Source organism: Cupriavidus sp. UBA2010 (genome assembly GCF_002335265.1).
Lineage (GTDB): Bacteria > Pseudomonadota > Gammaproteobacteria > Burkholderiales > Burkholderiaceae > Cupriavidus > Cupriavidus metallidurans.
In genome coordinates, this window is record NZ_DDCI01000036.1 from 199,584 (window position 1) to 218,801 (window position 19,218).

General features: G+C 65.4%; 20 protein-coding genes. 7 read left to right on the top strand and 13 right to left on the bottom strand.

Features of this window, described 5'->3' with window-relative positions; all coding sequences use genetic code 11:
* Positions 1-13: 13 nt before the first annotated feature.
* Positions 14-1,444, bottom strand: coding sequence for an MdtA/MuxA family multidrug efflux RND transporter periplasmic adaptor subunit (locus B2246_RS28175; RefSeq protein ID WP_286879622.1), 1,431 nt, complete (start codon positions 1,442-1,444; stop codon positions 14-16).
* A 283-nt stretch (positions 1,445-1,727) separates the two neighbouring features.
* Between B2246_RS28175 and B2246_RS28180 the strand changes: the two genes are divergently transcribed.
* On the top strand, positions 1,728-2,462 hold the full coding sequence (locus B2246_RS28180; protein WP_008645039.1) for a response regulator: 735 nt from the start codon (positions 1,728-1,730) through the stop codon (positions 2,460-2,462).
* Positions 2,459-3,742: an ATP-binding protein gene (locus B2246_RS28185; protein ID WP_035881416.1), complete on the top strand. Its 1,284-nt coding sequence runs from the start codon at positions 2,459-2,461 to the stop codon at positions 3,740-3,742. The genes B2246_RS28180 and B2246_RS28185 overlap by 4 nt, the downstream gene beginning before the upstream one ends.
* Before the next feature lie 76 nt (positions 3,743-3,818).
* Here B2246_RS28185 and plsY read toward each other — a convergent pair whose 3' ends face one another.
* The 6 genes from plsY to B2246_RS28215 form a co-directional block, all read right to left on the bottom strand.
* On the bottom strand, positions 3,819-4,427 hold the full coding sequence (gene plsY, locus B2246_RS28190) for a glycerol-3-phosphate 1-O-acyltransferase PlsY (RefSeq protein ID WP_008645034.1): 609 nt from the start codon (positions 4,425-4,427) through the stop codon (positions 3,819-3,821).
* Between the two features lie 92 nt (positions 4,428-4,519).
* Entirely contained in the window at positions 4,520-5,011 is a 492-nt protein-coding gene (gene ybaK, locus B2246_RS28195; RefSeq protein ID WP_008645031.1) for a Cys-tRNA(Pro) deacylase, read from the bottom strand.
* Between the two features lie 22 nt (positions 5,012-5,033).
* A complete protein-coding gene (gene xerD, locus B2246_RS28200; protein ID WP_286879623.1) occupies positions 5,034-5,942 on the bottom strand; it encodes a site-specific tyrosine recombinase XerD in 909 nt (302 codons plus the stop codon).
* Positions 5,939-6,418, bottom strand: a complete 480-nt coding sequence (locus B2246_RS28205) for a methylated-DNA--[protein]-cysteine S-methyltransferase (RefSeq protein ID WP_008645026.1) — start codon at positions 6,416-6,418, stop codon at positions 5,939-5,941. Before B2246_RS28205 ends, xerD begins: the two co-directional genes overlap by 4 nt.
* A 186-nt stretch (positions 6,419-6,604) precedes the next feature.
* A complete protein-coding gene (locus B2246_RS28210; RefSeq protein ID WP_008645024.1) occupies positions 6,605-7,585 on the bottom strand; it encodes a tripartite tricarboxylate transporter substrate binding protein BugE in 981 nt (326 codons plus the stop codon).
* Positions 7,586-7,689: 104 nt separating this feature from the next.
* Entirely contained in the window at positions 7,690-8,307 is a 618-nt protein-coding gene (locus B2246_RS28215) for a chalcone isomerase family protein (RefSeq protein WP_152414966.1), read from the bottom strand.
* A 160-nt stretch (positions 8,308-8,467) separates the two neighbouring features.
* Between B2246_RS28215 and B2246_RS28220 the strand changes: the two genes are divergently transcribed.
* A complete protein-coding gene (locus B2246_RS28220) occupies positions 8,468-9,361 on the top strand; it encodes an AEC family transporter (RefSeq protein WP_008645019.1) in 894 nt (297 codons plus the stop codon).
* An 18-nt stretch (positions 9,362-9,379) separates the two neighbouring features.
* Here B2246_RS28220 and queG read toward each other — a convergent pair whose 3' ends face one another.
* Positions 9,380-10,564, bottom strand: coding sequence for a tRNA epoxyqueuosine(34) reductase QueG (queG, locus tag B2246_RS28225; RefSeq protein ID WP_035881419.1), 1,185 nt, complete (start codon positions 10,562-10,564; stop codon positions 9,380-9,382).
* A 16-nt stretch (positions 10,565-10,580) separates the two neighbouring features.
* On the opposite strand from queG, the gene tsaE reads away from it, so the two are divergent.
* Together tsaE and B2246_RS28235 are read left to right on the top strand one after the other, a co-directional pair.
* Positions 10,581-11,114 carry a tRNA (adenosine(37)-N6)-threonylcarbamoyltransferase complex ATPase subunit type 1 TsaE gene (gene tsaE, locus B2246_RS28230; protein ID WP_008645015.1) on the top strand — a complete coding sequence of 178 codons (534 nt, stop codon included), beginning with the start codon at positions 10,581-10,583 and terminating at the stop codon, positions 11,112-11,114.
* Positions 11,108-12,601 carry an N-acetylmuramoyl-L-alanine amidase gene (locus B2246_RS28235; RefSeq protein ID WP_008645014.1) on the top strand — a complete coding sequence of 498 codons (1,494 nt, stop codon included), beginning with the start codon at positions 11,108-11,110 and terminating at the stop codon, positions 12,599-12,601. Before tsaE ends, B2246_RS28235 begins: the two co-directional genes overlap by 7 nt.
* 96 nt (positions 12,602-12,697) lie before the next feature.
* Here the strand turns inward: B2246_RS28235 and B2246_RS28240 are convergent, their stop codons facing one another.
* Complete coding sequence (locus tag B2246_RS28240) at positions 12,698-13,720, bottom strand: bile acid:sodium symporter family protein (protein ID WP_008645010.1); 1,023 nt, start codon at positions 13,718-13,720, stop codon at positions 12,698-12,700.
* Positions 13,721-13,817: 97 nt separating this feature from the next.
* On the opposite strand from B2246_RS28240, the gene B2246_RS28245 reads away from it, so the two are divergent.
* On the top strand, positions 13,818-14,723 hold the full coding sequence (locus B2246_RS28245) for a LysR family transcriptional regulator (RefSeq protein ID WP_008645008.1): 906 nt from the start codon (positions 13,818-13,820) through the stop codon (positions 14,721-14,723).
* 36 nt (positions 14,724-14,759) lie between these two features.
* On the opposite strand, the gene B2246_RS28250 is transcribed toward B2246_RS28245, so the two are convergent.
* A complete protein-coding gene (locus B2246_RS28250) occupies positions 14,760-15,530 on the bottom strand; it encodes a class I SAM-dependent methyltransferase (RefSeq protein WP_286879624.1) in 771 nt (256 codons plus the stop codon).
* A 124-nt stretch (positions 15,531-15,654) separates the two neighbouring features.
* On the opposite strand from B2246_RS28250, the gene B2246_RS28255 reads away from it, so the two are divergent.
* Positions 15,655-16,449: a helix-turn-helix transcriptional regulator gene (locus tag B2246_RS28255; RefSeq protein ID WP_051705302.1), complete on the top strand. Its 795-nt coding sequence runs from the start codon at positions 15,655-15,657 to the stop codon at positions 16,447-16,449.
* Between the two features lie 48 nt (positions 16,450-16,497).
* Here the strand turns inward: B2246_RS28255 and B2246_RS28260 are convergent, their stop codons facing one another.
* From B2246_RS28260 to kdsB, 3 genes are all read right to left on the bottom strand, one after another.
* Positions 16,498-17,256: a 3-hydroxyacyl-CoA dehydrogenase gene (locus tag B2246_RS28260; protein WP_008645003.1), complete on the bottom strand. Its 759-nt coding sequence runs from the start codon at positions 17,254-17,256 to the stop codon at positions 16,498-16,500.
* Between the two features lie 143 nt (positions 17,257-17,399).
* Complete coding sequence (gene adk / locus B2246_RS28265; RefSeq protein ID WP_286879625.1) at positions 17,400-18,065, bottom strand: adenylate kinase; 666 nt, start codon at positions 18,063-18,065, stop codon at positions 17,400-17,402.
* 334 nt (positions 18,066-18,399) lie between these two features.
* Positions 18,400-19,209: a 3-deoxy-manno-octulosonate cytidylyltransferase gene (gene kdsB / locus B2246_RS28270; protein WP_186425990.1), complete on the bottom strand. Its 810-nt coding sequence runs from the start codon at positions 19,207-19,209 to the stop codon at positions 18,400-18,402.
* Positions 19,210-19,218 lie beyond the last annotated feature (9 nt).

The window sequence follows — 19,218 nt, forward strand, 5'->3', positions numbered from 1 at the left end:
TCGACTCCTCGCCTTACGGCTGTGCCTGCTGCGGGCTCGCGCCCGAGCCATGGGCGCCGCTGGCTGCCCGCGCGCCGCTGGCACCGTGGGCGCCGCTCGCGCCGCCGCCGCGACGGCCGCGGGCGCGTGGCGAACTCGCCGGAGTGAGCGCCGCGGCACGTGCCGCCGGGTCTACCGCCTCGACGGTCATGCCTTCCTTCAGGCGGTCCGCGCCATCCACAACCACGCGCTGCCCGGGCTCCAGGCCCTTGAGCACGGCGCTGTGGCTGCCGTCGCCCGGCCCAAGCGTGACGACCTGCACCTTGACCGTGCTCTGGTCATCCACGACATACACGAACGTGCCCTGCTGGCCGCGCTGGATCGCCGCGATCGGGATCACGGTTGCGTCTTCCAGCGTGTCGATGCGTGTGCGCACGTTGACGAACTGGTTCGGGAACAACATGCCGTCCGTGTTCGCAAAGATCGCCTTGAGCTTGACGGTGCCCGTGGTGGTGTCGATCTGGTTGTCCGTGGTCAGCAGCGTACCCTCACCGAGCTGGTTGCGCATCTGGCGGTCCCAGGCTTGCACCGGCAGCTTCTCGCCGGCGTTGAGCTTCTTCAGCACCGAGGGCAGGTTGTCCTCGGGGATCGTGTACAGCACCGCGATCGGCTGGATCTGGGTGATCAGGGCGATGCCGTTGGTGTCGCTCGGGTTGACGATATTGCCCGGATCGACCTGACGCAGGCCAATGCGGCCCGACGTCGGCGCGACGATGCGCGTGTACCCAAGCTGGATGCGCGCGTTGTCGACGTTACCCTGGTCGGTCTTGACCGTCCCCTCGTACTGGCGCACCAGCGCGTCCTGCGTATCCACCTGCTGGCTCGAGATCGAGTCCTGCGCCAGCAGCGTCTTGTAGCGCTTCTGGTCCAGGCGGGCGTTCTGGAGCAATGCCTGGTCGCGCGCGAGCTGGCCGACAGCCTGGTCGAGCGTGGCCTGGAACGGGCGCGGGTCGATCTCGGCCAGCACGTCGCCGGCCTTGACCATCTGGCCTTCCTTGAACAGCACCTTGAGCAGCGGGCCGGAGACCTGCGCGCGCACCGTGACGTTGGCCACCGGCGTCACGTTGCCCAGGCCGTTCAGGACCACGTCCATGTTGCGGCGCGTCACGCGGTTGACGACCACTGGCGAGCGCTGCTGCGCGCCCGGGCCGCCAGGGCCACCGGCGCCGCTAGCGCCTCCGGGGCCCCGCCTGCCCGCGCCCATCCCGGCGGCGCCACTGGCCGCGCCGGCACTCGTGGCGCCGGCTTCCTGCGCGGCCTTGCGATGGCCATGCCAGTACCAGCCGGCACCGGCCAGCACGACGATGACTGCGCCGGCAATCCATGTGCGGCGTCGGGACCGGGTATTACCGCCCGGTGTGGGCGGATTGGGAGGAGTGGGTTGACCTTGTTCTGGGTTGGACATGACCGGAATCCTGGGAGCGGCACGACGAAAAAGTGGGGCGTGCCAACGGTATTCGCACAAGCATTGTGACGGCGAAGTTGCAGCAGTATGCCGCATCGCACGGGCAGGGTGCCTCGCCGTCAGGGGGATGGCCTGAAGCATAATGTGCGGCTCCCATCCCACCTGTTTCGCCGCGCCCTGCTTTTATTACAGCGGATTACCAGCGACGTGGGTGTAACCTCCGGAAACAAAACGGTCCGGGACATTTGCAAAGCCGCATGTCCGGCCTGACTATCATGTGCCTATGCGTACAAACCAGCCCACCCAGATTCTCGTCGTCGATGACGATCCCGAACTGCGCGACCTGCTGCGCGAGTACCTGACATCCCAGGGATTCGCGGTTTCCGTGCTCCATGATGGCGACGGCCTGCAGGCGCGGCTCGAGCGCGAGCGCCCGGCGCTGATCGTGCTCGACCTGATGATGCCGAAGGTCGACGGCCTGACCGCCCTGCGCAACCTGCGCGCCAAGAACGACGATATTCCGGTGATCCTGCTGACCGCGCGCAGCGACGAGATCGACCGCATCGTCGGGCTGGAGATCGGCGCGGACGACTACCTCGGCAAGCCGTTTTCGCCACGCGAGTTGCTGGCGCGGATCAATGCCGTGCTGCGCCGCAAGCTGGCCCGCCCGGCCGCCGCCCCCGAAGATCGGGAATCCGTGGTGTTCGGGCCGTTCCGGGTGAACTTCCGTCAGCGCTCGCTCGAACGCAGCGGCCAGTCCGTTTCCATCAGCGACACCGAATTCGCGCTGCTCAAGCTGCTGCTGTCGCATCCGCTTGAAGTGCTCTCTCGCGAGCGCATTGTCGAACTGATGTACGGCACCGCCAACGGCATCAGCGACCGGGGCATCGACGTGCAGATCTGGCGCCTGCGCCGCCTGCTCGACGAGGACGCCCAGCGCCCGCGCTATATCCAGACCGTACGTGGCCGCGGCTACACCTTTGTGCCCGACGAGGCCGAGGACAGCATTCCGCAATGAAGCTTCGCATCGATACCCTGTTTGGCCGCATCGCGCTGCTAATCGCGGCCGTGTTGGTAATCAGCCACTTTTCGTGGCTGGCCATCCTTCGCATGGACCGGCGCCAGCAGCAGATCGACTATTCGGTCGAGCAGATGATCTTCCAGCTCGACAGTATCCAGCGGGCGCTCGATGCGACGCCGCCGTTGCCCCTGCCGAGCCTGGTGGAAGTGGCGGATGCCTCTACCGCCGACGAGCACGCCTCCGTTCCGCAGGCCGGCCGGGCGCGCCGGCTGGTGGAGCAGTTCACGCGGCGCCTGCCGCCGGGTACCGAGGTGCGGCTCGAGGACGAACTGTCCACGCCGCGGCTGTGGATCAAGCTTCCCAAGCGCAATCGATGGATCGCCATGCCGATCCTGTTCGTGCACAACCCGCCGCCGGACAATCGATTGCTGCCGGGCGTGGTGCTGGTGGTAGGGATAGCGATCATCTTCGCATTGCTGATCGCATGGCAGATCCAGCGCCCTGTGCGGGACATGGCCGAGGCGGCGGAGAAGCTGTCGCGCCAGCAACTGGTGTCGCCGCTGCGCGAGCGCGGACCGCATGAGCTGCGGCAACTGATCGTGCGTTTCAATCGCATGGTCGCAGACCTTGTGCGCATCGATCAGGAACGCAACACAATGCTGGCCGGCATCGCGCACGACCTGAAGACCCCGCTCGCACGCCTGCGGTTGCGTGCGGAGATGCTGTCGGATCCGAAGGCCGCTGCCGGCGTGACGCGCGATGTGGAGTCGATGTCGGCCATCGTCGAGCAGTTCCTGACCTTCGCGCAAAGCAGCGAGCCTACCGCGCGGCCCGTGCCGGTGGACAAGCGTATCGGCGAACTGGCGGCGTCCTTGCAGGAACAGGACAGGAAGGTGGTGCTGGAACTGAACGCGGGCGATGGCTTCCGCATGATCGCCACTCAGCTTGACCGAATCATCGGCAATCTTGTCGACAACGCCTACGCCTACGGCCAGCCGCCGGTGTGCGTGGCCACGAGCCGCACGCAGGAAGGCTGGAAGCTGATCGTCGAGGATGAGGGGCCGGGGATTCCGGATGACGCGATCGAACGCGTGACGATGCCTTTCGTGCGGCTCGATCCGGCACGTGGCGGCAATGCGCATTCGGGATTGGGCCTGGCGATCGTCGATCGCCTGGTGCGGCAGGCAGGCGGACGCCTGTCCATTGCCAACCGCGAGGAAGGCGGCCTGCGCGTGGAAATGATGTTCCCGTTCGCGGCCATGGCGCAGGCGGCTTGATGCGGTAATGCCGCCGATGGTTTTCCCCCTCTTCCATGAATGGGAGAGGGGCGCACACAGCTTGTGCTTCAGACGTTCAAACCTTCTTCTTCTCCCCGATCCGGCTTTCCTTGCCCGCCAGCAGCTTTGCGATGTTGGCGCGGTGGCGCGCGATCAGCAGCACGCTGATCACCAGAATCGCGCCGGCCATGATGTCCACGCCATTCATCAGTACATAGAAGAACGGCGCGAAGATCGCCGAGATCAGCGCGGCCAGCGACGAATAGCGGAAGAAGAACGCGATGATCAGCCACGTGGCCAGCGTGCCGGCGCCGAGGATCGGATCGATCGCGAACAGGATGCCGGCGGCCGTAGCCACGCCCTTGCCGCCCGCGAAGCGATGGTAGAGCGGGAACAGATGGCCGAGGAACACGGCCAGCGCCACCAGCGCGATGCCGGTCTCGTCCACGCCGTATGCCGGGCCGAAGTGTTTGGCCAGCAGCACCGCTGCCAGGCCTTTCAGTGCGTCGCCGATCAGCGTGAAAATGGCCGCCTTCTTGTTGCCGGTGCGCAGCACGTTCGTGGCGCCGGGGTTGCCGGAGCCATAGCTGTGCGGATCGGGCAGGCCCATGACTTTGCTGACCACGACGGCGAATGACACCGATCCGATCAGGTAAGCGATGACGGCGAAGAGCAGGTTGATCATTTCTGTGGGAATAGGGCTAGAAATTTCAGGCTGGCGCGATTGTAGCGCGGCGCCGGGTCATCCAACTCCGTGACTTTCCCCTATACGCGGTGTCAGTCCGGCAGCGCGCATTCCACCGGCTTGGCGCCAACCAGCGCTTCCAGTACCGACGGCGCGACGCTGACCAGGTATCCACGGCGGCCGCCATTGATGTAGATCTTGTCCAGCGTCAATATCGACGCCTCGACATAGACCGGCATTTTCTTCTTCGTGCCGAAGGGCGACGTGCCGCCAACCATATAGCCGCTGTGGCGCTGCGCCACTTCGGGCTTGCATGCCTGCACGCTCTTGGCGCCGATCTGCCGTGCGAGATTCTTAGTCGAGACCGAGCAGTCGCCATGCATCAGCACGATCAGCGGCTTGGCCGCTTCGTCTTCCATCACCAGTGTCTTGACCACGTCGTGCTCGGGCACGCCGAGCTGACGTGACGATTCGCCCGTGCCGCCGTGGTCGACGTAGTCATAGGTGTGCTCGCCGAACGTGACGCCGTGCTTGCGCAGCATTTGCGTGGCGGGGGTTTCGGAGACGTGCTTGCTCTTGCTCATATCGGGTGGTCGGTCGCGCGGGTCAGCCGCGCGGATGGTGATGCAGGTGCAGTTCGCGCAGGCGCTCGCGCGCGACGTGCGTATAGATCTGCGTGGTGGAGATATCGGCGTGCCCCAGCAGCAACTGCACCACGCGCAGGTCGGCGCCGTGATTGAGCAGGTGCGTGGCAAAGGCGTGCCGGAGCGTATGCGGGGAAAGCGGGGCGTGAATGCCCGCGTCACGCGCGTGTTTCTTGATCAGGTGCCAGAACGTCTGGCGTGTCATGCCCTCGCCGCGCTGCGTGACGAAGAGTTCGTCGCACGCGCGGCCCGCCAGCAACGTGGGGCGCGCATCGGACAGGTAGCGATGCAGCCAGTCGCCGGCCTGCGCGCCGAATGGCACCAGCCGCTCCTTGTTGCCCTTGCCGCCAACCACGCGCGCCACGCCTTCATTCAGGCCGACTTCGATGGTCTTCATGTTCGTGAGCTCGGACACGCGCAACCCGCTCGCATACATCAGCTCGAGCATGGTGCGGTCCCGCAGGCCCAGCGGCGTTTCGATATCGGGGGCTTCCAGCAGCGCCACCACCTGTGCCTCGGACAGCGTCTTCGGGAACCGGGGCGGTTGCTTGGCGGGGCGCAGCAGCAGGCAGGGGTCGGTCTCGATCATGTGCTCGCGCAGGGCCCACTGATAGAAGCGGCGGAACACGGTCAGGCGGCGATTGGCCGAGGAAGCGCGCGTCTCCAGGTGACGCGCGGCGAAGTATCCGGATAGCGCGGTGTCGTCGACGCCCAGCAGCGCCGTGGTGCCGGACTCGTGCAGCCAGCGCGCCAGCATGGCCAGGTCGCGCCGGTAGGCGTCGATCGTGTTGCGTGCCAGGCCATCTTCGAGCCACAACGCATCGCAGAACCGGTCGACCAGCGACAGGTCGCCATCGAGTGCGGCCGTCATAGCAGCATCGCGCCTTCATGGCGCAGCAGCCAGCGCTTCACGCCCAGATGGAATCCTTCCTCGCCATGATGCGCGAAGCCGCCGAGTCCGTTGGCCGCCACCACGCGATGACATGGCACCACGATCGGAAACCAGTTCTGTCCGCAGGCCTGGCCCACGGCGCGCGGCATGCTCTGCAGCGATTTCGCAATGGTGCCGTAGGTCGTCAGGCCGCCTCGCGGCACGGCGCTGATGGCTGCCCAGACTTTGCGCTGGAAGTCCGTGCCACGCCGCGCCAGCGGCAGGTCAAACACGGTGTCCGCATTGGCGTAGTAGGCGTCGAGCTGCTCCGCCACGCGCTTTGTCAACGCGCTGGTTGGCGGGACTTCGGCAAAGCTGTCGGGCAGATAGACGATTTCGTGAACCTGCGTGCCATCGACACGTACGCCGACCTTGCCAAATGGCGCGGGCAGGACGGCATCGAAGTGATGTTGCATGGTGGATGGCGGGATAACGTGGCGATGAGCGATTTTATGCTGATTCCAGATGCATATCGAATGCAATGGGACGACCCGCCCGCTCGGCGGGGGGCGGACAGGGGAAGAATGCTGGCGCCGCGTCTGTCAGGCGCAACAAAAAAGGACCTCCGTGGAGGTCCTTTCTCGCTACCTGCGGATACCCGCTTATTGCTCGAGCTTGATGTTCTGAACCTTCACCAGGTTCTTCATCTTGTCGAATTCCTTCTTGATTTCGGCGGCGTGCTGCGCCGGCGTATTGCCCGACGGTTCGGCGCCAGCCGCCTGCAGGCGCTGGACGAAGGCCTTGTCCTGCAGCGCCTTCACCACCGCGGCGTTGAGCTTGTTGATGACGTCGTCAGGCGTGCCGGCCGGGGCCACCAGACCGTACCAGGCCGGGTCGTTCGGCTCCTTCAGGCCCATTTCGCCGAAGGTCGGCACGTCAGGCAGTCCCTCGACGCGCTTGTTCCAGGCCACCACAATCGGGCGCAGCTTGCCGGCCTTGATGTACGGCATCGACGACGGCAGGTTGTCCACCATGATCGGCACCTGGCCAGCCAGTACGTCGTTCAGGGCGGGGCCCGCGCCACGGTACGGAATGTGCACCATGAACGTCTTGGTCGAGACCTTGAACTGCTCGCCGAGCATGTGGCCGAAACCGCAGGTGCCCGACGACGCGTACGAGTACTTGCCCGGGTTGGCCTTCAGCACCGCCAGGAACTCCTTGTAATCCTTGGCCGGGAAGTTCGGGTTCACGGCGATCACATTGGCCACGTTGGCCACGTTCGCGATGGGCTTGAAGTCCTTGATCGGGTCGTAGGAGAGCTTCGGGTTGCAGGCCGGGTTCACCGCCATCGTCGACACTGTGGAGATGCCGATCGTGTAGCCGTCCGGCGCCGCCTTGGCGATCGAGTCGGCGCCGATCGAGCCACCCCCGCCCGCGCGGTTTTCCACCACGACCGTCTGGCCCAGGATGCGGCTCATCTGATCCGCCACGCCACGGCCGACGATGTCGGTGGTGCCGCCCGGCGCGAACGGAATGATCAGGCGGATCGGCTTGGTCGGATAGTTGCTCTGCGCGTGAGCCACCGACGCCACGGAGGCAGCCGCCGCGACGGCAGCGATCAATGCGGTTTTGCGAGCTTGCATGAGGAAAGGATCTCCCGTACGTGAAAGCCGGGCGGATCACACCCGGGGTTGGAATCGCCGGCGTGCCTTTGCGCGGATTTGCGCGGCACGGCGGCGTGCATGGGTCAGCCGCCCAGCAGGCCGCGCTTGAGGTTGCGGTCTACCGGATGGTCGCCCAGGAAAATGCGCAGTACGGCCTGGTAGAAGTCTTCGCCGGCAATGGCCTGGCCGCGTGGGATGCCGTTGAGCGCCACTACGGTGCCGCCTTCGGGCGTGAAGTCGAAATTGATGATGTCGCCACGGTGCGCGGCGCCCATCTCGGTCATGGTCTGTTGGAGCTGCGCCAGGCGATCGGCCAGCATCTTCATCTGCAGCTCGGAATGGTTCTCGCGCAAGCCTTCGTTGAGCGCCTTGATGAACGATTCCGCTTCCACTTCCCGCAGCACGCGCAGTTGCAGCCGCTTGGGCCCGCGCGTGGCCAGCGCCACCGTTGCATTGCGGGCGCGTTCGGGCAGGTACAGGCCCGCGACATAGCCCTTGATCACGAATACCGAGCGCAAGCCAGCGCCGTTGAGCGCCAGTTCCTTGCCGCCGAGCCGCGTCGCGTCGTCGAAGCGAACCCCCTCGATGACCATCGCCGATGCAGGTGGCGTCAGCATCCAAAGCGCCAGCGTCGCGCACAGCGTGGCGGCGAAACGGCGGGGAAGGGCGGTCGTACGGGAGGGAGACTTCAGGGACTTCATGGTGCGACGGGCGGCGGGTAAACCGCGGGCGAGACGAAATACAGCGTGCCATGCTGCCGGAATTCTGAAAAAATACCCATCCGTATCTGCCCTAGGCTGCACATTTCATGATGCAAGGCAAACGAGCAGATGTGATGAAAACGACAAAACAAACGAGACAATGTCTTCCGCACTCCTGCTGGTCCCGGATTTCAGCCTGATTCTGATTGGCTGGCTGCTGGTTCGATACACCCCATTCGACCGCGGTTTCTGGGCCGGAGTGGAGCGCCTGGTCTACTTCGTCCTGTTCCCTGCACTGCTGCTGCAATCGACGAACAGCGCCAAGTTCGACTTCTCGTCGACGTCCGCCATGCTCGGCCTGGCCCTGCTCACGATGGTCTTCGGCATGGCCACCGGATATCTGGTCAAGTGGGTGTTGCGGCCGGCACCGGCGGATTTCGCCTCGGGCCTGCAGACAGCCTTCCGTTTCAATTCCTACATTGGCCTGGCCTTGGCCGCGCGGCTTGGCAATGGCGAGGGCCTGGCGCTGATGGCGCTGGTCGTCGGGGTGACGGTGCCGCTGTGCAACGTCGTGGCGGTGTGGGCGCTGGCGAAGCATGGCGAGGCGCGTGTGCTGCGCGAACTGGTCCGGAATCCGCTGATCCTGGCCACGGCCACTGGGCTGGTCACGAACCTGCTGGGCCTGCATCCGCCCGAGGTGGTGGCGATGACGCTGAATCGGCTGGGTTCGGCTTCCACCGCGCTCGGGCTGATGACCGTCGGCGCCGGGCTGCAGATGAGCGGGGCCACCGGCACGGCCGGCCCGATGGCTTGGTGGAGCGGCGTAAAGCTGCTGGCCATGCCCTGTTTTGCGTGGCTGGTGGGGAAGTATCTGCCGCTGACTCCGTTGCAGTACCAGATCGTGGTGGTCTACGCGTCGCTGCCCACAGCATCGAGTTCGTACATCCTGGCCGTGCGCATGGGCGGCAATGGCCCAATGGTGGCTGCGACGATTTCCGCGATGACCGTCGTGGCGATCGTGACCACGCCGGTGTGGCTGTCGCTGGTGAGCTAGCGGCCTACGCGTAGCCGCCTAGCCGCGCTCAGGGGCCCGGTCCTGCGCGAGCGCCCATTCGATATGCTCGCGCACCAGTGGCGTGGCCGCATCGAGCCGTGCGTGGAGTGACGCGCGGATGCGGTCGGCCAGCGCCGGATCGTTCACTGCCGCGGCGCGCAGGCTGTTGCCGAGGCCTACGGCCAGGTTGCGCAGCCAGCGTTCATGACCGATCCGCCGGATCGGGCTGCCTTCGAGCCGCTGGTTGAACTCTGCTTCGCTCCAACTGAACAGTGTTGCCATGTCGGGCGCGTCGAAGCCATTGCGCACGTCGAAGTCCGGTAACGTGGCGCGATGGGCGAACTTGTTCCACGGGCACGCCAGTTGGCAATCGTCGCAACCGTAGACGCGATTGCCCATCGGCGCGCGCAGGTCTTCGGGGATCGCGCCCTTGTGTTCGATCGTCAGATAAGAAATGCAACGCCGCGCATCCACCAGATAGGGCTCCACGATGGCCTGGGTCGGACAGATGTCGATGCAGCGGCGGCAGTTGCCACAGTGCGGTGCCTCGGCCGAATCGGCGGGCAACGGGATATCGACGAGGATCTCGCCGAGAAAGAACATCGAGCCGCCATCGCGGTCGAGCAGCAGGGTGTGCTTGCCGCGCCAGCCCAGGCCACCCTGGCTGGCCAGCGCCACCTCCATGACCGGGGCCGAATCGGTGAAGACGCGGTAGCCGAACGCGCCGATCGCGGTCTCGATACGGGCCGCCAGCTGCTGCAGCCGGTTGCGGAGTACCTTGTGATAGTCGCGGCCACGCGCATAGAGCGAGATCACGGCGGTCGCGGGGTCGTCGAGGCGGGCGAGTTCGTGCCGGCGCCAGTCGTCGTCACGCTGCATGGGCAGATAGGGCATGCGCGCGACGATGGCGCGCACGGTGCCGGGCACCAGTTCGGCCGGGCGGGCGCGCTTTGTGCCGTGGTTGGCCATATAATCCATGTCGCCGTGGTAGCCCGCCTGCAACCACGCCAACAGGCCCGCTTCGGCGTGCCGAAGATCGACATCGGCGATGCGGATCGCATCGAATCCGAGCTCACCCCCCCAGGCACGAATTTGTGCCACCAGCGACGCCAGAGAGTCCCTGGCAGCTTGCGGGGACGACGTGGACGGCACCGGAACGGGGTCTTTCGCGGGGGAGGAGGCGGGAACTACTCGGTCGATCATTCCTGAATTGTACGCAATGCCCCTGCTCGAAGAACGCATTCTGCCGCTACCGGACGAAGCCGCCACCGAACGGTTTGGCGCGGCGCTGGCCGCCGCTGCGCGCGCGATGCCGCCGCGCACGATCCATCTGCAGCTGTCCGGAGACCTTGGCGCGGGCAAGACCACGCTGACGCGCGCCGTGCTGCGCGCGCTCGGACACGCCGGCAAGGTGCGTAGTCCCACCTACACGCTGTGCGAACCCTATGAAGTGCTGCGTGCCGATGGATCGCCGCTGACGGTCTACCACTTCGATCTCTATCGCTTCGCCGACCCCGAGGAGTGGATCGACGCAGGATTTCGCGACTGTTTTGCCGAACCGGCGCTTAATCTTGTGGAGTGGCCGGAAAAGGCGGGCCGCCTGCTGGGGGAACCAGACCTCCATGTGTTGCTCCAATCGGACAATCGTGTCTCACATTGGGCCGATAACGGGGCCGATGCGGGCGCGGATCGCCGCATGGCAACGCTGCGCGCCTATACTCCCACTGGACTTACCCTGCTGAACGCATGCTGATCAAGCGACTCGCTACCGACCGACCCGATGGACCCGACGGACTGCTGAAGGCCCGCCGCAAATGGATGGCGCAGGCGCTGAAAGCCAGTGCCGGTACGGTCGTATTGACCATTGCCGGGCCGCAGATTGCCTTTGGCGCCGGCATCGTCGCGGTGCGGGTGTGGCCGGCCGAGGACTACACGCGGGTGACCATCGAGTCCGACGAGCGCCTGGTGGCCGTGCACCAGATGATCCGCAACCCGGACCGTCTCGTGGTCGACATCGACGGGCTCGACCTGTCGCCGACGCTGCGCGAACTCGTGGCGAAGATCACGCCGAATGATCCGTATATCCAGTCCGTGCGCGTGGGACAGAACCGCCCGCGCGTGGTGCGGATGGTGTTCGACCTCAAGGAAGACGTCTCGCCGCAGGTGTTCACGCTTGCGCCGATCAGCGACTACCGCAATCGACTCGTATTCGACCTGTATCCGGTCAATCCGCCCGACCCGCTCTGGAAGCTCGTGCGTGATACCGAGGACAAGCAGCGGCGATTCGCCGCCGCGCCGCCGCCTGCCGGTACCGATGGTGTGTCCGGCGCGCCCGCTGGCGCGGAAGAAGATGCAATCGGTGCGATCGTGCGCAAGTTCGAGGATCGGGACCAGCTTCCGTCGCCGACTACCGCTCCGCCTCCCGCGTTGGCCGGCGTGAAGCCCAGGCCCCCCCTGCCGTCCCCCGCGCCCGTGGCGCCGCCGCCGACGGCGCGGACCAATCTGCCGCCACCAAGCGAATTCAAGATGCGCCGCCTGCTGACCGTGGCCATCGATCCCGGACATGGTGGTGAAGACCCGGGGGCGATCGGTGCCGCGGGATCGCGCGAGAAGGATGTGGTGCTGCAGATCGCCACGCGCCTGCGCGCGAAGATCGACGCGCAGCCCAATATGCGCGCGATGATGACGCGCGATTCGGACTTCTTCGTGCCACTCAACGTGCGCGTGCAAAAGGCCCGCCGCGTGCAGGCAGACCTGTTCGTGTCGATCCACGCCGACGCTTTCCTGTCGCCCGAGGCGCGTGGGGCATCGGTGTTCGCGTTGTCTGAACGCGGCGCGTCAAGCTCCGCCGCGCGCTGGCTGGCCAACAAGGAAAACAATGCCGATCTGATCGGTGGTGCCAATATGGGCAACAAGGATGCCCAGGTGGCGCGTGTGCTGCTGGACTTGTCCACAACGGCGCAGATCAACGACAGCATGCAGGTAGGCAGGTCCGTGCTGCAGGAGATCGGTGGGATCAACAAGCTGCACAAGGGCAGCGTGGAGCAGGCGGGATTCGCGGTGCTCAAGGCGCCCGATATTCCGTCGATCCTGATCGAGACCGCGTTCATCAGCAATCCCGAGGAAGAGCGCAAGCTCAACGACGACAGCCATCAGGAGCAACTGGCCAACGCCATCCTGCGAGGCATCAAGGCGTACTTCGCGCGCAATCCGCCGCTGTCGAAGAATCCATCGGTGTGATGGTCGACGGTGGCCAATGCGACAGCGGGCCACCCTTCACCATGCAAAAGAAAACGGCGCCTGGGGCGCCGTTTTCTTTTGCTCGACAAGCCTGTCTCAGGCACGCACCGCCTCACGCGTTTCCACGTCATCGCGGTTTGCGTACCGCGCGGCGATGACCGAGCAGACAATCAGTTGGAGCTGGTGATAGACCATCAGCGGCAGCACCAGCAGGCCCAGGGCCGGATGACCGGCGAACAGGATCTTGGCCATCGGGATACCGTTGGCAAGGCTCTTCTTCGAGCCGCAGAACACGGCCGTGATTTCATCTTCCACCGAAAAGCCCAGGCGACGTGCCGTGAACGTGGTGGTGCCCAGAATCACGAACAGCAGGACGGCTGCGATACCCATCACTGCGCCGATGGTCTGCCAGTGGTACTGATGCCAGAGGCCGGCGGCGGTGGCGTCGCAGAACGACGAGTAGACGATCAGCACGATCACGCCACGGTCGATCTTGTTGGTGATCTGCTTCTTCTTGGCCAGCCAGTTGCCGATCAACGGACGCGCGGCCTGACCCAGCGCGAACGGCAGCAGCAGTTGCAGCGCCACGCCCATCAGCGCGCGACCCAGCGGCATCGACGCGCCGCTGGCGCTGATCACCAGACCCATCAGCAGCGGGGTCAGCGCCATGCCGATCAGGCCCGAGATCGTGGCGTTGAAGATGGCGCCGGGCACGTTGCCACGTGCCATCGACGTCATCGCCACCGACGACGACACCGTGGACGGCAGTGCGCACAGATAAAACACGCCCAGCAGCAACTCGGGCGGCAGCGTGTTGCGCAGCGACAGCATCAGCAGCACGCCGACGATCGGGAACACGATATACGTGAAAGACTGCACGAACACATGCAGACGCCAATGCTTGGCACCCGCCACGAGCTTGTCGCGCGACAATGCGGCGCCGTGCAGGAAAAACACCAGGGCGACACCGAGATTGGTGACCACGCCAAGGCGCAGCGGGCCGTCACCGGTTCCAATTTCAGGGGCAATCAGCGCGATGCCGATGGCGGTCAACATGATCAGCACGAACCCGTCGATCAGGTCGTAGATCTTTTTGAAGGGGGCGAGAATGGCGGACATTGATAGGGATAGTGCGTAAGGGTTTCTGCTTGGTATTGGACCCTCGTCCTGTCTAGAATGCAAATTCATTTATTTCATCCATTCATTTCAACGTTGCATGAATTACACACTGCGGCAGTTGCGGGTCTTTCTGGCGGTGGCGGGGCATGGCAGTTTCAGCCGGGCAGCGGATGCCGTCGGGCTGACGCAGCCGGCGGTCAGTCGGGGTGTTGCTGAGCTTGAAGAGGCACTTGGCGTACGCCTGCTGGATCGCACGACGCGGGAAGTCGTGCTGACCGAGGCTGGAACGGCGCTGGTACCAGCGCTGGAGCGGTTGCTGGGCCAGCTAGACGACACCCTGGAAGAGACGCGGCAGTCCGGTGAACGCTATCGCGGTCGGGTTGTGATAGCCAGTGCCCCGACGATCTCGGCACGACTGATGCCGATGTATGTGGCGGCCTGCGCGAGCCAGTATCCCGACATCCGGTTGTTCGTGCGCGACAACGTCCAGGCCGACGGCCTCGAGCAGATCCGCGCCGGCGCGGTCGATTTCGGGGTGTTGATCGATCCGATGGCACGTGAGGGGCTGACCATCGCGCCGCTCGCCACCGATCCGTTCTGTTTCGTATGCCGGCGCGACCATCCACTGGCCGAGGCGGATTCGGTGCCCTGGACCGCGTTGCACGGCGAGCGCCTGGTGCTGCTCGATTTTGCCTCCGGCAGCCGGCCGTTGATCGACCGGATCTTCGCCCGTCATGGCGCGGTGCCGCAGGTGGTGCAGGAACTCGGGCACTCCGCCAGCGTATTCGGCATGGTGGAGGCAGGGATCGGGGCCTCGGTCCTGCCGTCCTTCTCGTTGCCGTTGCCCGAGGCGTCCCCGCTGGTCTCGAAGCCGCTGACGCCGCGCGAGGAACGCAGCATCGTCATGGTCCGTCGCGAGGACCGGTCGCTGTCACCGGCGGCGGCCGCGGTCTGGAACATGGTCCAGACCATGGCGATCCCGGCCGAAACTGCGACGGGCTGACTGCGACCGGCGAGGGGAGGACTGAGGGGAGGGCTGTTACGCGCGGGGAGAGGCGGTCACCATTGCCGCTTCCAGCGCAAAGCTGCCGCCGGGCTGCACGCGATAGCGATCACGAACTTCGGCTGGCGCCTTTTCCCACAGATGGCGGATCGCGGCCGCCGCAACTTCTGGCGTGCGCATCCGGGCCACCCAGCTGCTGAACTCGATGTCGATGCGCCAGATCGGCGACACCTCTACCTGGAATCCGGCAGCCTCGAACATCTGCGTCCACACGGTCGGCGTGTAGTCGCGGATGTGCGATGGGTCGCGGAGCAATTCCACGGATTGCAGCCAAGTATCGCAAAGCGGGTCTTCGGCGCCGACGATGTCGATCAGCACTACCTTGCCGTTCGGCTTCAGCACGCGGCGGATTTCACGCAGCGCGGCGGGAACGTCGCGCCAGTGGTGGGCACTCATGCGCGAGACCACGGCGCAAAAGCTGGCGTCGTCGAACGGCAGTTGCTCGGCAGCACCCTGCTGTGTCTTGACGTTGCCAAGGCCGCGATCGCGTGCCGCGCCTGCCACGACGTCGAGCATTTCCGCCGACAGGTCGTAAGCCACCACTTCGTTGGCAACCGTTGCAGCAGCAAAGCTTGCGTGGCCTGCGCCGCAGCCCAGGTCAAGCACACGGCTACGCGCCACCGGCTTCAGGTGAGCCAGCGCTTGCTTGAGTTGTTCGAGATCGGCGCCTTGGGCATGGACGGCGCTGGTCAGGTAGGCATTGGCGGTGGCGCCGAACTGGGCGGCGACGAGTTCCTGTTGTTGCATGGGGTGCCTCGATTCTTGTCGGATTGGCGATGGGGATTGCCCGGGCCCGGGGGTTCACGTACTGTAGATGTGCTCTTTTCCCGGTACAAGTCACAGATTTATCCTGGTATAAGCACCACCAGTCATGTCCATCGAACCCACTCAAGTCAGTCGCGAAGCTGAACTCGGCGCATTTCTGCGCACCCACCGAGAGCGGCTGACGCCAAGCGACGTCGGCCTGCCGCCTGGCCGCAGGCGGCGCACGCCGGGATTGCGGCGCGAGGAAGTCGCGCAACTTTCGGGTTTGAGTGCTACATGGATCACGTGGTTGGAGCAGGGGAGACCGGTGGCGATGTCCGTGCGCGCGCTGGGCAGTCTGGCCGAGGCCCTGCGACTGTCTCGCGCCGAACGCGCCTATCTGTTCGCGCTGGCCGGCAAGCCCGAACCGCGCCAGGATGCCGAGCCCGCCGTGCCCGCCGCACTGCTTGCGAGCGTGCAGGCAATCTCGGGGCCTGCCTATCTGCTGGATCGCCAATGGACCGCCCGGGCATGGAATGACGCGGCCGCCGACCTGTTCGTCGGCTGGCTCGATGCGGCGTCCGGGGAGCGGAACCTGCTGCGAGCGATGTTCCTGCCGACGGCGTTGCAGGCGTTGGTGGAAGACTGGCCGCACCGCGCCGCACGGCTCGTGGCCGAGTTTCGCGTTCACAGCTTGCGTCATGCCGAAGATCCGCCGACACGCGCACTGATCGAGCGGCTCATGGAAGACAGCCCCGCGTTCGCGGCGGCCTGGCGTTCGCAGGACGTCGACGAGCGGCAAGGCGGCCGGCGCGGGTTTCATCACCCGACGCGCGGCCTGGTCTACTTCGAGCAGCTCACTCTGGTACCCCCGGCTGCGCCGGGGATGATGCTGGTGATGCTGCTGCCGGAAACAGCCTGATTCGGCGCGATTCGCCGCGAGTCGTCCTGCATCGGGCGACGCGCGGGCTTACTTCGGCTGCATACGGATCGCGCCATCCAGGCGGATCACTTCGCCATTCAACATCGTATTGCCGATGATCGACTGGACCAGCTTCGCGTACTCCGCGGGGCGGCCCAGGCGCGGCGGGAACGGCACCATCTTGCCGAGTGCCTCCTGCACCTCCGGCGGCATGCCGAGCAGCATCGGTGTTTCGAACAACCCCGGGGCGATGGTCAGGCAGCGCACGCCGTCGCGGGAAAGATCGCGCGCGATGGCCAGCGTCATGCCTACCACGCCGCCCTTCGATGCCGCATACGCAGCTTGGCCGATCTGGCCATCGAACGCGGCCACCGAAGCCGTATTGATGATCACGCCGCGTTCGCCTTCGGCATCGGGAGCGTTTTGCACCATCTCCGCGGCGGCGAGGCGAATCATGTTGAAAGTGCCGATCAGGTTGACGCGGATGGTCTTCTCGAACGCATCGAGCGGATGCGGTCCGTTCTTGCCGACCGTCTTGGCGGCCACGGCGATACCCGCGCAGTTGACCAGCCCGGAGAGCCGGCCTAGCTTCCGCGCGGCATCCACGGCCGCCTGACCGTCGGCTTCCGACGCCACGTCGCATTTGACGAACTGCCCGCCAAGCTCCGTGGCCAGCGCCGTGCCCGCGGCTTCGTTGAGGTCGGCAATCACGACCTTGCCGCCGGCAGCCGCCAGCATGCGCGCCGTGCCCGCGCCGAGCCCCGATGCGCCGCCCGTGACGATGAATACGTTGCCCTGAATGTCCATGCGTCTGTCTCCTCGTTGTAGATGCCGTTTACGTTAACGTCAATTGGAGGCTATTGTACGAACCGCGCGAACCGATCGGCAAATAAAAAAGCGGCCCGGTTGCCCAGGGCCGCTTCTTCTTGATGCTGGAAGCGCTTCGCGACTTACTTCAACGCGTCGAACACGCTTGTCGTGATCTTGTCGACTTCGCCAAGACCCGCGATCTTGCGGTACTTCGGCGGCGATACCTTCGCCGAGGCATCGCCGTTGGCGGCCCAGCTCGAGTAGTAATCGACCAGCGGACGGGTTTGCTGCGAGTACACGTCCAGGCGCTTGCGCACCGTCTCTTCCTTGTCGTCGTCGCGCTGGATCAGTGCTTCGCCCGTTTCGTCGTCGACCATGTCGGCCTTCGGCGGGTTGAACTTGACGTGGTAGGTCCGGCCAGACGCCACGTGCACGCGGCGGCCGCTCATGCGCTCGATGATGGCGTCGAACGGCACGTCGATTTCCAGCACGTAGTCGATCGCCACGCCGGCTTCCTTCATTGCCTCGGCCTGCGGAATCGTGCGCGGGAAACCATCGAACAGGTAGCCCTTTTCGCAATCAGGCTGCTTAAGACGGTCTTTCACCAGGCCGATAATGATGTCATCCGACACCAGTCCGCCCGCGTCCATCACCTTCTTGGCTTCGATGCCCAGCGGCGTGCCCGCCTTCACCGCGGCGCGCAGCATGTCGCCCGTGGAGATTTGCGGAATGCCGAACTTCTCGCAGATGAACTTGGCTTGCGTGCCTTTGCCGGCGCCAGGTGCGCCCAACAGGATCAAACGCATTTACGGGTCCTCAAGGTATTTGAATTCGGTCTGGCGGGAGGGATGGAAGGAGGGTACCGCCGCAACTTGACGCAGGACTTACGCGGTCAGGCCAGACTGTACGAGTCGAGCCATGTGCCGGAGTCAGGTCATGCTCGACGCGCCGGGCGCGCAGCAGGTGCCAGCGGGCACGCGCGCATCCGGTCGGGCTCGATCTCTATCTCCCCACCGAGTCTTTGCGAAGTGCGGCGAACGCGCCTCACGGACTCTGTTTCGGCAAGCATTATGCCATGGGCCGTACGGATTCGGCCCCCGCCGAAGTTGCAGCAGTGTGAACTTCAGCGGGCGAATGTTGTCACGGCCCTTCCTGAGCCATGCCCTGCGCCCATAGCGCGCGCACGCGTTCCAGGTCCGCCGGCGTGTCCACGCCCGGCGCCGGTGCAGCCGCCGTCACCATGACGCCGATCCGCTCGCCATGCCACATGGCGCGCAGTTGCTCGAGCGCTTCGGTCTGTTCGACCGGCGCGACCGCCAGCGTCGGGAAGCGGCGCAGAAAGCCTGCCCGATAGGCATAGATGCCAATGTGACGCAGCACCGGCATGGCCGGCAGCGGGACTTGCGCGGTGGCAGCGGGCTGGGCCGGCACGGCAGACCAGGCGTCGCGTGCCCACGGAATCGGCGCGCGCGAGAAATAGAGCGCCCGTCCCGCGTTGTCGCAGACCACCTTCACCACGTTCGGGTTGAATACTTCGCCCACGTCGTTCAGCGGATGCGCTGCCGTGGCGATCGCGCAGTCAGGGTGCGCCGCCAGATGCAGCGCGACTTCGTCGATCAGCGTCGGCTCGATCAGCGGCTCGTCGCCCTGTACGTTGACGACGATCGCATCATCGGCCAGCCCGAGCTGTGCCGCCACTTCCGACAGCCGGTCGGTGCCGGACTGATGGTCGGCACGCGTGAGCACGGCTTCGACGCCATGCGCGGCGCAGGCCTGCGCAACTTCCTGCGAGTCTGTTGCCACCACGGTGCGCTGGGCCGACGACGCGTGGGCGCGTTCAGCCACGCGCACGATCATCGGATGGCCGCCGATATCGGCCAGCGGCTTGTTAGGCAGCCGCGTGGAGGCGAGGCGGGCTGGGATGACAACGGTAAAGGTCGGGATGCTCATCGTGCGACC

Coding starts and splice junctions, on each gene's coding strand:
- queG (WP_035881419.1), bottom strand. CDS start 10,564: ATGATCGACCGAGTAGTTCCCGCCTCCTCCCCCGCGAAAGACCCCGTT.
- B2246_RS28220 (WP_008645019.1), top strand. CDS start 8,468: ATGTCTTCCGCACTCCTGCTGGTCCCGGATTTCAGCCTGATTCTGATT.
- tsaE (WP_008645015.1), top strand. CDS start 10,581: ATGCCCCTGCTCGAAGAACGCATTCTGCCGCTACCGGACGAAGCCGCC.
- B2246_RS28235 (WP_008645014.1), top strand. CDS start 11,108: ATGCTGATCAAGCGACTCGCTACCGACCGACCCGATGGACCCGACGGA.
- B2246_RS28180 (WP_008645039.1), top strand. CDS start 1,728: ATGCGTACAAACCAGCCCACCCAGATTCTCGTCGTCGATGACGATCCC.
- adk (WP_286879625.1), bottom strand. CDS start 18,065: ATGCGTTTGATCCTGTTGGGCGCACCTGGCGCCGGCAAAGGCACGCAA.
- plsY (WP_008645034.1), bottom strand. CDS start 4,427: ATGATCAACCTGCTCTTCGCCGTCATCGCTTACCTGATCGGATCGGTG.
- B2246_RS28245 (WP_008645008.1), top strand. CDS start 13,818: ATGAATTACACACTGCGGCAGTTGCGGGTCTTTCTGGCGGTGGCGGGG.
- B2246_RS28205 (WP_008645026.1), bottom strand. CDS start 6,418: ATGCAACATCACTTCGATGCCGTCCTGCCCGCGCCATTTGGCAAGGTC.
- B2246_RS28185 (WP_035881416.1), top strand. CDS start 2,459: ATGAAGCTTCGCATCGATACCCTGTTTGGCCGCATCGCGCTGCTAATC.
- B2246_RS28250 (WP_286879624.1), bottom strand. CDS start 15,530: ATGCAACAACAGGAACTCGTCGCCGCCCAGTTCGGCGCCACCGCCAAT.
- kdsB (WP_186425990.1), bottom strand. CDS start 19,209: ATGAGCATCCCGACCTTTACCGTTGTCATCCCAGCCCGCCTCGCCTCC.
- B2246_RS28215 (WP_152414966.1), bottom strand. CDS start 8,307: ATGAAGTCCCTGAAGTCTCCCTCCCGTACGACCGCCCTTCCCCGCCGT.
- B2246_RS28260 (WP_008645003.1), bottom strand. CDS start 17,256: ATGGACATTCAGGGCAACGTATTCATCGTCACGGGCGGCGCATCGGGG.
- ybaK (WP_008645031.1), bottom strand. CDS start 5,011: ATGAGCAAGAGCAAGCACGTCTCCGAAACCCCCGCCACGCAAATGCTG.
- B2246_RS28175 (WP_286879622.1), bottom strand. CDS start 1,444: ATGTCCAACCCAGAACAAGGTCAACCCACTCCTCCCAATCCGCCCACA.
- B2246_RS28240 (WP_008645010.1), bottom strand. CDS start 13,720: ATGTCCGCCATTCTCGCCCCCTTCAAAAAGATCTACGACCTGATCGAC.
- B2246_RS28255 (WP_051705302.1), top strand. CDS start 15,655: ATGTCCATCGAACCCACTCAAGTCAGTCGCGAAGCTGAACTCGGCGCA.
- xerD (WP_286879623.1), bottom strand. CDS start 5,942: ATGACGGCCGCACTCGATGGCGACCTGTCGCTGGTCGACCGGTTCTGC.
- B2246_RS28210 (WP_008645024.1), bottom strand. CDS start 7,585: ATGCAAGCTCGCAAAACCGCATTGATCGCTGCCGTCGCGGCGGCTGCC.